We start from the raw sequence: 12,022 nt of genomic DNA on the forward strand, positions 1-12,022 counted from the left end.
CCATGAAGCAGGTTAAAATCCAGATTCCTTCCCTCGTCGAGAACATCCGCGTAGTCGAGAGTTTCATCGACAACTCGAAGGATACGTTTCACATCGAGGACGACATCTACGGCAACATTATGGTGGCCGTCACGGAGGCCGTGAACAACGCCATCCGCCACGGTAACAAGTTCGACAAGGACAAAAACGTGTTGCTGTGCCTCTCCGTCGATCAGGACCGCGTGAAGTTTGAAATCGAAGACCAAGGCCCCGGTTTCGACTACACCAACCTGCTCGACCCGACGGCGCCCGAAAACCTGGAAAACCCCGGGGGCCGCGGCATCTTTCTGATCCGCCACCTGGCCGACGAGGTGGAGTTTACCAAGGATGGCCGGAAAGTGGAACTCACGTTTTTCCTGCCGCCTTCCAACGGAAACTCCCTGGGCCACGCCGTAGCTTAACTTTTCACCCCCATGTCCGACGCCGACCAGCTGCCGCCCCTCCACGACGACCCCGCCTATGACCCGCTGCACGACGCGCCGGGCATTGAGTTTGTCGTCGAAGACGTGGATTTTGAGCTGGGCGACGCCTCGGAGCTGACGGAGTGGATTGAGCGCGTGGCAGCCGTGCACGAGCACAAAATCGTGCAGCTGACCTACATTTTCTGCTCCGACGAGTACCTGCACAAGGTGAACGTGGAGTACCTCGACCACGACACGTATACCGACGTCATCACCTTCGACAACGCCGACGACGCGGACATCATCGAGGGCGACGTGTTCATCTCGGTGGAGCGCATTCGCGAAAACGCCCAGACGCACAACGTCACGTTCCGCGACGAGCTGCACCGGGTGATGATTCACGGCGTGCTGCACCTGCTGGGCTACAAGGACAAGGACCTGCTCAGCCAGACGGCCATGCGCAAGAAGGAGGACGACTGCCTTTCCCTGCGCACTTTCTAAGCCTTTTGCCCGTTTACGGATTACCGACGCCCGCCCAACCGCGGGCGTTTTCTTTACCGCCTTCTATGTCTGCCAGCCCCGCTGCGCCGGCCGTCATTCCGGGTGACGTGCTGGATTTTTACCTGAGCCAGGGGTATTACCGCATGCACCAGGACCTGTTTACCTGCCGGTTCCTGCCGCTCGACGACCAGTTGTTTACCGTACACTGGCTGCGTCTGGCTTTGCCGGCGGTGTCGTTCGGCCGCGCGCAGCGCCGCGTGCTGCGGCTAAACGAGCGGTTCAGTACCACCAGCCGGCCATTTCGCCTTACGTGGGAGTACGAGGAGCTGTACGCCCGCTACCGCCGCGCCATCGATTTCGACGCCCCGGAGTCGGTGGAAGCGTTTCTGCTGGCCGGGGCGCGGCACAACGCGTTTCCCACGGAGGTGCTGGAAGTGCGCGACCAGGAGCAGCTGATTGCCGTCGGCATCTTTGACCGGGGCAGCCGCAGCCTTTCGGGCATCATGAATTTCTACGACCCGGCCTACCGGCGCTACAGCCTGGGCAAGTACCTGCTGCTGCGCACCATCGCCCTGGCCCGGCAGTTGCGGCACGCCTACTACTACCCCGGCTACGTGGTGCACCGCTACCCGAAATTCGATTACAAGCTCTTTGCCTGCCCGGCGGCTACGGAGGTGTTTGACGCCGCCACCAGCCGCTGGCTGCCGTTTTCCTGGGAGCTGGTAGCCGCCCATTCCCAAGCGCTGCTGGTGGACTGGGAAGCGCGCGACGACGAAGCCTCCGCAACTGGCTAGGGCTTGTGTCGGGCATTAGAGCGAAACCGTATAACCGCCTACTTCTATTCTGTAAATCAGCTTTTGCGAGATGCCTTCCATAAACAAGCGCCAAAGCAATTGCTTTGGCGCTTGTTTATTATATCTGTGCCGTGGCGCAGCTTATGGAATCGCGCCGCAGTAGTCGCCGCCATAAGCATACACATCTATGTGGTGGCCTTGGTCAACATAGCTCTTTACACACTTTACGAAGCTCACCCCGCCTCCCCGGCATACCACTTTTTCTTGGGTGGGATTGCCGCCGTAAACAGTGAACTGATACCCTCCCTCTACCTTTTTGGTAACGAAGTGCCCTCCCTCGGAAACTATCTGCAAAGACTGCTCAAACACCCGCTCAAAATCTTCTTCGCTTACTACCGGGCTTTCCTCGGCGTTACTCGCGCTTGCCTGCACCTTGCTGGTCGGCTCGGCAGCTCTTTTCTCACAACTGTACAGGCCGACCAAGGCAGCAAGAGTCAGCGCAAGCAAGCTCACTTTATGGTTTTTCTTCATGGTTAGAACTGGTAAACGCAAAAACAGTATTATAAAAATTCGCTCGCTTAAGAGCTTTTACATAAGGGAGGCTGGCCCTCGGTAGCCGTTTTGGGTGGTTATTACATAAAATGCAGCATCGGTCTGTATTTTGACCTCTGTAAGCCTAAACGTAGGCAATGTAATTTGTGTTTAAAAGGGTTTTTTATCGGTTCCTTCTCAGTATCAGAAGTAAATATTTCGAAAACAGGTACTCAGAGTAGTAGGGGTTTCTTGTTTCATTGTGCGCAAAAAACGGGTCAGTACATATCTTTGCACGTTGGGTTGGCCTCGCGTTTTCTCTCCGAAATCCGATTATCGTTTCCGCCCGACGTGGAAACGGTTGCCCCTCTAGGATGACAGACAGTTGAGAGAACCGGGCACAAAACAGGGGTTTCGCCTGTTCATACCCTCCGACGAAACAACCCTCCAGCTATGCTGACCCAGGAATACGATGTAATTGTGGTAGGTGCCGGCCACGCCGGTTGCGAAGCGGCGGCCGCGGCGGCCAACCTTGGCTCTTCGGTGCTGCTCATCACCATGAACATGAACACCATTGCGCAGATGTCGTGCAACCCGGCCATGGGCGGGGTGGCCAAGGGGCAGATTGTGCGCGAGGTGGACGCACTGGGCGGGCAGTCGGGCATCATCACCGACAAAACCATGATTCAGTTCCGGATGCTGAACCGCTCGAAGGGCCCCGCCATGTGGAGCCCGCGGGCGCAAAGTGACCGGATGCGTTTCGCCGAGGAGTGGCGCCTCACGCTGGAAGGCATCCGCAACGTGGACTTCTGGCAGGAGGCCGTGACCGGCCTGCTGGTGGCGGACGGCACCTGCGTGGGCGTGCGCACCCAGCTCGGCATCGAATTCCGCTCCAAGACGGTGGTGCTCACCAACGGCACCTTCCTGAACGGGCTCATCCACATCGGCGAGAAAAACTTTGGCGGGGGCCGCGCGGCCGAAAGCAAGAGCACCGGCATCACCGAGCAGCTGCGCGAGCTGGGCTTCGAGACGGGCCGCATGAAGACGGGCACGCCGCCCCGCGTGGATGGCCGCACCCTCGATTACTCGAAGATGGAAGAGCAGCCCGGCGACGAAAACCCGAGCAAGTTCTCCTACCTCGACACGCCGCAGCTGAGCAAGCAGCGCCCCTGCTACATCACCTACACCAACGAGAAGGTGCACGACATCCTGCGCACCGGCTTTGAGAAGTCGCCGATGTTCCAGGGCCGCATTAAGGGCCTGGGGCCGCGCTACTGCCCGTCGGTGGAAGACAAAATCAACCGCTTCGCCGACAAGGACCGCCACCAGATTTTTGTGGAGCCGGAGGGCTGGAGCACGGTGGAGGTGTACGTGAACGGCTTTAGCTCCTCGCTGCCCGAAGACGTGCAGTACGCGGCGCTGCGCCAGATTGCGGGCTTCGAAAACGCGAAGATGTTCCGCCCCGGCTACGCCATCGAGTACGACTTCTTCCCGCCCACCCAGCTCAACCTGACGCTGGAAACCAAGCCGGTGCGCAACCTCTACTTCGCGGGCCAGATCAACGGCACCACCGGCTACGAGGAAGCCGCCTGCCAGGGCCTGATGGCCGGCATCAACGCCCACCGACGGGTGCGCGACCTGGAGCCGTTCGTGCTGCGCCGCTCGGAGGCCTATATCGGCGTGCTCATCGACGACCTGGTGAACAAAGGCACCGACGAGCCCTACCGCATGTTTACCTCGCGGGCGGAGCACCGCATCCTGCTGCGCCAAGACAACGCCGACCTGCGCCTCACGCCGCTGGCGCATAAGCTAGGCCTGGCTTCGGATGAGCGTATGGCCCGCGTGGAGCAAAAGCGCCAGCAGACGGCCGACATCCTGGAATACCTGAGCAAGAAGCCGGTGGAGCCGGGCGAAATCAACGGCTTGCTCGAAGAGCTGGGCTCGGCCCCGATCCACGAGAAAACCCGCGCCGTGAACCTGCTGCGCCGCCCGCAGATCGACCTGCCCGACCTGCAGCGCGCCCTGCCCGAGCTGAACCAGTACCTGCAAACCTACGGGGCGGAGGCGCTGGAACAGGCCAGCATCCACGTGAAATACGAAACCTACATCGAGAAGGAGCACCAGCAGGCCCAGCGCATGGGCGAGCTGGAGGATTTGCGCATCGTGGGCAAGCTCGACTACCGGGCCATGCCGGCCCTCTCGCACGAGGCCCGCGAAAAGCTGCTGAAGGTGCAGCCCGAAACCATCGGGCAGGCCTCGCGCATCAGCGGCATCTCCCCGGCCGACATTTCGGTGCTGATGGTGTATTTGGGCAAGTAGGGGAGTGGCCGATATGGAGCCAGCCGCCGCGCCGCCGCCAGTCCGACGAGCCGACCACTTGGGTAGGTTTGTCGGGCTGGCTGTTGGTTTAAGCGGTTTTTTTGGGCTCACGCTGATTTACATGCTGGTTTCCCAGTCGGGCCACCTGCACCAAGACATTACCTGGTCGGATCATCTTGCCGCGGCGACCTTGGCGCTGCAGGCCCCCTTGGCGCTCTGGGGCCTCGTTGGTACGGCCCAGTCCGCCTGGCACCGGCGCTTCGGCCGGGCGCTGGTGTGGCTGCTGCTCACCGTTTGGGTGCTGCTGGTGCTCGTCGGCGGAAGCATCGTGGTAGGTGTGCTGGTCATCGGAATGCTTTACATCGACGAGCGGCCGGGCATGTGAAATCGGTAAGGGAGCCGGCGGTGGCTTGGCCAATTAGAAACCGGGTCACTCTGCGTCAGCGACGTGTCACTTGCGCTGAAGCCTATGTCACCCGTGTTGAGGTTCATGTCACCTCCGTCGAACCTCATGTCATCCCTGGTGAACCTCATGCCACCGCCGTTGAGGCTCATGTCACCCTTGGTGAAGTTCATGCCACCGTGTTTGAACCTCATGTCACCCCTCACGAAGTCCATGTCACCTGCGTCGAGGTTCCTGCCACGTCCACTGAACCTCGTGTCACCGCCGTTGAGCCCCATGTCACGCGCCAGCGGACGCGCTGGCCGCCGTCTTCAGGGGTTTTAGCCCCGCTGACTGCAGGCCCCCCAACGGAAGCAAGTCTCCGACTTGCGCTCAGCCGCCCCACTCGCTCGGCCCCACAGCCCTCAGCGTCACCGGGCCATTTTGCCCGCTGCCCGGCCGCCGCATCCGCCAAAAACCTATTTTTGTAGCTGTAGTCGCAGCTGGCCCGGCGCCGACTGTTTTTGTTTGCCGTCTGAATTGCTTTTTTGGTGTCGTACGAACGCGTAGAACAGTGCCCGGTGTGCGGGAAAAATGACTTCCGCCCGAAAATGGTGGTCGAAGATCATTCCGTCAGCCACGAAAGCTTTGCCATCGTGCAGTGTACCCATTGCAGCTTTCTGCTCACCAACCCGCGCCCGGACGCGGCCAGCATCGGCCGCTACTACGAGAGCGAGGAATACGTGTCGCACTCCGATACCAACCAGGGCCTAATCAACCAGGTGTACCAGGTGGCGCGCACCTTCACCGTGCGCCAGAAAGTTGCGTTGGTGAACAAGCAGGCCCCGCGCCGCGGCCGCCTGCTCGACTACGGCTGCGGCACCGGCTATTTCCTGGCGGCCTGCCAGAAGGCCGGCTGGCAGGTGTCGGGCCTGGAGCCCAACGACACCGCCCGCCAGCTGGCCGAGCAGAACACCGGGCAGCCCATCAACGCCGGCGACCTGAGCCTCTTTGAAACGGCCTCCTTCGACGCCATTACGCTCTGGCACGTGCTCGAACACGTGCACGACCTCAACGGCACGCTCAAGCAGCTCACCCGCGTGCTGAAGCCCGACGGGGTGCTGGTGGTGGCCGTGCCCAACGCCGAAAGCCCCGACGCGCAGTACTACCGCGAGCAGTGGGCCGCCTTCGACGTGCCGCGTCACCTGTACCACTTTACCGCCAAGACGATTACCAAGCTCCTGCGCAAGCACCACTTGCAGCTGCGGCACACCCTGCCCATGAAGCTCGACGCGTTTTACGTGAGCATGCTCAGCGAAAAGTACCGCGCCGAGCGCAACGGCGGCCTGCTGGCGGCTCTGAAGTCGGGCTTCAAGTCGAACCGGCAGGCGGCGCAAAACGGCGGGCAGTATTCCAGCCTGATCTACGTGGCGGGCAAGGACGCTAAAGCCGCGCCGGCCCCGGCCGCTTCCTGAGGCCGCCCGCCGGCGGGGTAGGGGAGGGGCTTATCTGCTTGTAACCACCGCGTACGATGCCCACCCGTTTGCCTCTTTGCTCGTTCTGCACCCGTCCGGCCCGGTGGCTCCGGCCGGGGCTGCTGGCCGTGCTGCTGGGGGCGGGCATGGCGGCGGTCAGCGCGCAGTCGAACCCCATCCGGCCCGATTCCGTCGTTGTACCTTCGGCCGCGCCCCCCGACACGCTGCGCCCGGCCGCCGTGGCCGAGCCGCCCCCGGATGCCGATCCGACGCCCGGACCGGTATCGGCCCGCGCCCGGTGGGCCATCCTGGGGGCCTGCGCCCTGCTTACGCTTTCCACGCTGCTGCTCTACAATGTTCGTTCGCGCTAACTCCATCCTGCTTCTGCTGCCCACCGGACTCCTGCTGACGGGCTGCGCTGCCATCAGCTCGCCCGAAGGCGGCACGCGCGACACGGTAGCGCCCAAGCTGGTGGGCAGCGCGCCGAAAAACGGCGCGACCAACGTGACGAGCAAAACCCTGCGGCTGGAGTTTTCGGAGTCGGTGCAGCTGAAGGACCTGACCAAAAATCTGCTCATCACGCCCACCATCTCCGAGAAGAACCCCTACAAGATTCGGGAGGAGCGCAACGCCATCGAGCTGCGCTTCGAACAGGCGCTGGAACCGAACACGACTTACGTGTTCAATTTCCGCGACGCCGTCACCGACATCACCGAGAACAACCCGGCCCGCAACGTGATTGTGGCCTTCAGCACCGGCGCCGCGCTCGACTCGGGCCGGGTGCGCGGCACCGTGGCGCAGCTGCTCACCGGCCAGCCCGAAAGCGAAGCCACCATTGCCCTGTACCCCGCGGCCGATACAGGCGACGTGCGCCGCACCCCGCCCTATTACCAGACGCGCGCCGACAAAACCGGCGCCTTTGAGCTGCGCAACGTGCGCGAGGGCCGCTACCGCATCTACGCCATTACCGACAAGAACAACAACAGCCGTTACGAGGAGCCGGAGCGCATTGCCTACCTGCCCGCGCCCATCACGCTGCAGCCGCGCCTCGATTCGCTGCGCCTGCTCTCCGTACGGCCCGATTCCCGGCGGCCGCTGATTCTCTCGCAGCAGCCTTCCCCCACGCAGTACCGCATCGGCTACAGCGAGGGGCTGCGCCAGTTCACCCTCGCCGCCCTGGGCCAGGCTCCCGCCCCGGCGCTGGCCGAAACCTCCCTGCTGGCCGACCGGGGACGCGCGGTGGTGGTGCAGCGGGCCCCGGCAGCGCCGGCCGGCCGCTACCTGCTCACGGCCACCGACAGCGCCGGCAACGTGGGCATTGATACCGTGAGTATTCGTTTTGAGGGCCAGGCCGCGCCGCCGCGCCGCGGCCCCCAGTACCAAGTGGTGGGCAACCCGCGCGACATTTACCGGCAGGGCCAGCTAAAGCTGCAGTTTCAGGAGCCGGTGCGCCTCCCCACCGACCGCCCCTTCGGCACCTTGGTAGAAGACTCCACCGGGCGGCGCCCGCTGCGGGCCCCGGCCGACGGCTTCCTCAGCCCCGACCGCACGCTGCTGACGGTAAACATGAATACCAAAGCCCGTAACACCGTCACCTTTCAGCCCGACAGCACGGCTATTACCGCCGTGAGCGGTCAGTCGCTGCGCCTGCGGCCCGTGCGCCTGCGCGTGACGGACCAGTCGGCTACCGGTAGCCTGTCGGGCACGGTGCAAACCAAGGTCCGCAGCTTCGAGCTGCAGCTGCTCGATCAGAACCTGCAGATCGTGCGCACCCTGTCGAGCCCGCGCACGTTTCGCTTCGATAACCTGGAGCCCGGTAGCTACCGCCTGCGCGTGCTTATTGATGCGGACAACGACGGGCGCTGGCGCGGAGGCGACCCGAAGCTGCTGCTCCCGGCCGAGCCCGTGTGGCTATTCAACCAGCCTCAGCAGGTACGCGCCAACTGGGAAGTGGAGAACCTGTCACTCAGCTTCTAACGTTTCGGCCGACGCGTCGGCTGGCGGCCCCGGTGCTCCTGTACCGGGGCTTTTTCGTGCCCTGCCCGCAGCGGCCTATATGCGGACAGGTAACTATGCCCTGATTATCAGCACTGTTTTCGGGGCCAGACTGGGCGCTATCCACATATCCACAGGCAGTTGTGGAATTCTTTACCCCCTGTGCCCCACCTGTTTACCCGACAGGGGATAACCCGTGGATAACGCTGGGATAACCGTGGACAGGCGTGGAGAAACAGGGCATAAGTTTTTTTGGTGGTTACAGGTCCCTGTCAGTGCGCAGCGCCTGTGGATAGCCGTGGACAACTTCCCCATGATTTGGGGGCTATCCACGTTCCACTAACATGTTAATTCACAGGTCTGTGCACAAGTGTGTGGATTGTCTAAAAGCCTGTTAATTAGCAGTAAATCACCCCTGTAATTTGCACATCCCATGTGGATAGCCGGTGCATAAGCCTGTTCTTGTGCACATGTTATCCAGCCGTGTGTATAAGCCTGTTTTTTATCCACTTATGAACAGCCCCAACGACTGAAGACAAAAAAGAATTTTAAAATTTTATTTAGTGAAAAGTTATTAGGCACGTGGATAAGTCGGGCAAAAGAAAAGCCTGTGCTACAGGAGGTTCCGCAAGCTTCCGCTGAAAAAGGCCGTTCGGGTTTGGAGAAGCCCGGGGAATGACAGGTATCAGGAGTCCTATGCGAACTCACTTTGGAGGCACCCGTCACAGGTACGCTGCTACCCGGCCCGCACTTCTGCGTATACAGCCATTCGCTGCCGCTCCGCCTCATGCCCTTCGATTACCAGCAGGATTTCCATCACGTCGACTTCCGCCAGCACCCCGAGCGTTACCGCGTGGGCAAAGGGGAACAGGGCGTGTTGCTCGTGGAGCCCTATAAGAGCGAGATTCTGCCCTTCTGGCGCTTTCGAAGCCCCGCGGTAGCCCAGGAGTCGTCCGAGAAGATCTACGGCCTGTTTCTGGCGTATTTGGCGGCTGAGGATTTTGTGGGCGCGGACATGGCCCGGAAGTTTCTGCAGATGGGCTTCACCCGGGCCCGGCGCTACGCCAATCACCGCGGCGGCAAGAAGTACGAAGGCCCCGTGCCCGCCGATAAAAAGGGCCAGAGCGGCGCCCACGGCCGCGCCGAGCGTCCCCGCGACCCGGAAGACCCCGAGAAAGCCCAGGCGGCCGCCATTTTTAAAGCCAAGTGGGACCAAGCCAAGCAGCATCCTGAGTACCTGCGTCAGAAAGCTGAATTTGAAGCGCGCTACGGCAAATGAGTTGCCGGTTGCGAGTTGTCGGTTGTCAGGCGAAAATCATCCGCGCCGGAAGAGCCGGCCACAGCACCGGACAACCGTCAACCAGCACCTGACAACTGAAACCAACCCCTACCTTTACTCCGCTACCAACTCCAAAACCCTCTCCAGTATGAACACGCCCCAACCCCGGAGCACCGAGGAAAATGAAATCGTGTTGGGCCAAGGCATGGGCCCGCTCAAGTTCGGCGCCAGCATGGACGAAGTACGCGCCCTGATGGGCGAACCGGAAGAAATCGAAGAATCCGAAGACGACGACGAGTTCGAGCACCAGGCCTGGAACTACCTCGAAGAAGGCTACTCGCTCTACTTCGACCGCGAAGACGACTACCGCCTCTCGTGCATTGAAACCGACCACCCCGGCATGCGCCTGTACGGCGAACCCATTCACGGTAAGTCGGTGGAGGCCATTCAGGCGCTGATGCGGCGGCACGGCCACGAACAGGGCGAGATGGAAAAGGTCGACACGGGTGAGGTACGCCTCTCCTACGAAAAAGAGATGATTGACCTTTACTTCGATGAGGACGAGCTGCAATTTGTCAACTTCGGGGTCTACATCAACGATGACTTGGAGGTGCAGTGGCCGGCTTAACCACGTAGTTATCCACAAACGGAGCCTTTTTGGGTGTTGATAAGTGGATAAGTGGCTGAAAGTAAATGCCGATCAGTGCAAACGTAGCCGGAATAAGTCAATAGCTCGTGTAACGAAGCTTCCGTAAGCATAAAGTCCCAAACAAAAAAGCCGCCCCATCCGGAGCGGCTTTTTTGTGTTTTGAAAGGATCAGCAGGCTAGAGTAGCGCGCGGAACAGCAGGAAGAGCACCCCGGACAGCGCCATGGTCACCGGCAACGTCAGCACCCAGGCCAGGGCGATGTTGCGCACCATGGACGGGTTCAGGTTCTTGATGCCACGGTTGGCCACCATGGAGCCGGCAATGGCCGAGGAGAGAACGTGCGTGGTGGAAGCCGGCAGGTGAAACTGCGTGCTCATGCCGATCATGGCGGCGGCTACCAGCTCGGAGGAAGCGCCCTGCGCGTAGGTCAGGTGCTCCTTGCCGATCCGCTCGCCGATGGTCACCACGATGCGCTTCCAGCCCACCATGGTGCCGATGCCCAGCGAAAGCGACACGATGAGCACCACCCACTTGGGCGCGTAATCGGTGAAGCCGCGCATGTCGTCGATGGCGGTGCTGTAGGTTTTGCGGTCCTGCGGGCTCAGGCTTACCCGCTCGCTGTCCATGAGCTTTTTGGCGCGGGTGTAGGTGAGCAGGATGGCGCGGCGGATCTGGAAGCGGTCCGACTCGGGCAGTTGCTGCACCTCGTTTTTACCGGCAAAGATGCGGTCCAACGTGGCGGTCTGCTGGTTGATTTCGGTCAGGGCTTTCTGCTCGTCGGGGGCCAGCTCGGCCACGTTGATGCGGCTCATGACCTGCTCTACCTTCACCAGGGAACCGCGCATGTCCAGCGGGTTCTTCGATTCGTCGAGGGCAAACTTGAAGGGCACGATGCCAATCAGGATGAGCATGATCAGGCCCACGCCCTTCTGCCCGTCGTTGGAGCCGTGGAAAAAGCTCACCAGCGTGCAGGTCGCAATCAGGATCAGGCGAATCCAGAGGGGTGGCGGCTTGCGCTTGTGCGGCTCCTTGAAGATGGCCTTGTTGCGCACGAAGCGCTTGAGCACAAACATCAGAATGATGGTGAGCGTGAAACCGAACAGCGGCCCGACGAGCAGCGCAATGCCGGTTTCGGTGGCCTTGCTCCAGTTCACGGCGGCGCCGGACGAATCGGGCAGCAGCGAGAAGGCAATGCCCACGCCGAGGATGGAGCCGATGAGCGCGTGCGAGCTGGAGGCCGGGATGCCGTAGTACCAGGTGCCCACGTTCCAGATGATGGCCGCCAGGATCAGAGCGCCCACCATGGCTATGCCGTGGTAGATGTTCTGATCCACTAAACTCTCGACGGGGAGCAGGTACACGATGCCCATGGCGACGCCGATGCCGCCGCCGAACACGCCGATGAAGTTCCAGAACGCAGACCAGACCACCGCGACCCAGGGGCGCAGGGTGTTGGTGTAAATGACAGTTGCCACGGCGTTGGCCGTGTCGTGAAAGCCGTTGACGAATTCAAACGCGCAAGCGGCCACCAGACACACCAGCAGTAGCAGGAGCACTTGGGGCTCTAAGCCGAGCATATGGGGAAGGATTGGTGAGCGAAGGGAAAATGGGACGCCAAAAGTACAGCCGGCGAAAAGGGGCGCAAGATTATGAAATT

12 protein-coding genes are annotated in these 12,022 nt (G+C 61.3%); 10 read left to right on the forward strand and 2 right to left on the reverse strand.

What is annotated here, in order from left to right; translation table 11 throughout:
- Positions 1 to 2: 2 nt before the first annotated feature.
- From ACYVKQ_RS03775 to ACYVKQ_RS03785, 3 genes are all read left to right on the forward strand, one after another.
- Entirely contained in the window at positions 3 to 440 is a 438-nt protein-coding gene (locus ACYVKQ_RS03775; protein WP_460575766.1) for an ATP-binding protein, read from the forward strand.
- Positions 441 to 452: 12 nt separating this feature from the next.
- Positions 453 to 941, forward strand: a complete 489-nt coding sequence (ybeY, locus tag ACYVKQ_RS03780; RefSeq protein WP_460575768.1) for an rRNA maturation RNAse YbeY — start codon at positions 453 to 455, stop codon at positions 939 to 941.
- Positions 942 to 1,006: 65 nt separating this feature from the next.
- Positions 1,007 to 1,735 (forward strand): arginyl-tRNA--protein transferase, encoded by a 729-nt coding sequence (locus ACYVKQ_RS03785; protein ID WP_460575770.1) that lies wholly within the window; start codon positions 1,007 to 1,009, stop codon positions 1,733 to 1,735.
- 141 nt (positions 1,736 to 1,876) lie between these two features.
- Here ACYVKQ_RS03785 and ACYVKQ_RS03790 read toward each other — a convergent pair whose 3' ends face one another.
- Positions 1,877 to 2,266 (reverse strand): hypothetical protein, encoded by a 390-nt coding sequence (locus ACYVKQ_RS03790; RefSeq protein WP_460575772.1) that lies wholly within the window; start codon positions 2,264 to 2,266, stop codon positions 1,877 to 1,879.
- Positions 2,267 to 2,722: 456 nt separating this feature from the next.
- On the opposite strand from ACYVKQ_RS03790, the gene mnmG reads away from it, so the two are divergent.
- The 7 genes from mnmG to ACYVKQ_RS03825 all read left to right on the forward strand — a co-directional run bounded on the left by mnmG (position 2,723) and on the right by ACYVKQ_RS03825 (position 10,344).
- A complete protein-coding gene (gene mnmG / locus ACYVKQ_RS03795) occupies positions 2,723 to 4,585 on the forward strand; it encodes a tRNA uridine-5-carboxymethylaminomethyl(34) synthesis enzyme MnmG (RefSeq protein ID WP_460576065.1) in 1,863 nt (620 codons plus the stop codon).
- A 121-nt stretch (positions 4,586 to 4,706) separates the two neighbouring features.
- A complete protein-coding gene (locus tag ACYVKQ_RS03800; RefSeq protein WP_460575774.1) occupies positions 4,707 to 4,970 on the forward strand; it encodes a hypothetical protein in 264 nt (87 codons plus the stop codon).
- Between the two features lie 608 nt (positions 4,971 to 5,578).
- On the forward strand, positions 5,579 to 6,442 hold the full coding sequence (locus tag ACYVKQ_RS03805; protein ID WP_460575776.1) for a methyltransferase domain-containing protein: 864 nt from the start codon (positions 5,579 to 5,581) through the stop codon (positions 6,440 to 6,442).
- Positions 6,443 to 6,498: 56 nt separating this feature from the next.
- Positions 6,499 to 6,813 (forward strand): hypothetical protein, encoded by a 315-nt coding sequence (locus ACYVKQ_RS03810; RefSeq protein WP_460575778.1) that lies wholly within the window; start codon positions 6,499 to 6,501, stop codon positions 6,811 to 6,813.
- Positions 6,797 to 8,419, forward strand: coding sequence for an Ig-like domain-containing domain (locus tag ACYVKQ_RS03815; RefSeq protein ID WP_460575780.1), 1,623 nt, complete (start codon positions 6,797 to 6,799; stop codon positions 8,417 to 8,419). Before ACYVKQ_RS03810 ends, ACYVKQ_RS03815 begins: the two co-directional genes overlap by 17 nt.
- A gap of 805 nt (positions 8,420 to 9,224) precedes the next feature.
- Positions 9,225 to 9,716 carry a DUF4385 domain-containing protein gene (locus ACYVKQ_RS03820; RefSeq protein WP_460575782.1) on the forward strand — a complete coding sequence of 164 codons (492 nt, stop codon included), beginning with the start codon at positions 9,225 to 9,227 and terminating at the stop codon, positions 9,714 to 9,716.
- A gap of 148 nt (positions 9,717 to 9,864) precedes the next feature.
- Positions 9,865 to 10,344: a hypothetical protein gene (locus ACYVKQ_RS03825; RefSeq protein ID WP_460575784.1), complete on the forward strand. Its 480-nt coding sequence runs from the start codon at positions 9,865 to 9,867 to the stop codon at positions 10,342 to 10,344.
- Between the two features lie 197 nt (positions 10,345 to 10,541).
- Here ACYVKQ_RS03825 and ACYVKQ_RS03830 read toward each other — a convergent pair whose 3' ends face one another.
- Complete coding sequence (locus tag ACYVKQ_RS03830; protein WP_460575786.1) at positions 10,542 to 11,942, reverse strand: inorganic phosphate transporter; 1,401 nt, start codon at positions 11,940 to 11,942, stop codon at positions 10,542 to 10,544.
- Between the last annotated feature and the right edge of the window lie 80 nt (positions 11,943 to 12,022).

This window comes from Hymenobacter coalescens, assembly GCF_054783195.1.